Here is a 330-nt window from a genome sequence, read left to right on the forward strand (position 1 = left end):
ACGTCGACTTCGCCCGCCGCGCCAACGGCACGCTCAACTATGGGCTTGCCGGCACCCCGGGCTTCGCCTTCTCGGCGCCGCGCGCCTACGTGGCGACCAGCGGCAACGGCCTGGATTACTTCGGCACTGCCCGCGGCCGCCTCGGCTACGCCTTCGACCGCACCCTCGTGTACGGCACCGGCGGCTACGCCTACGGCTCCGGCCAGGACGACCAGAACTTCGCCGGCCGCAACTTCCGCAGCAGCTTCCGCAACGGCTACGCGGTCGGCGGCGGCGTCGAGTACGCCCTGCCCACCGACTCGTTCCTGAACTTCTTCCGCTCCTCGGCCG

1 protein-coding gene is annotated in these 330 nt (G+C 71.2%); it reads left to right on the plus strand.

The annotated features are described in order from the left end of the window. A partial coding sequence (locus ACLBXO_RS31855; RefSeq protein ID WP_447687932.1) for an outer membrane protein occupies positions 1-330 on the plus strand: 330 nt, incomplete at both ends.

It is taken from the genome of Methylobacterium sp. C33D (assembly GCF_053345825.1).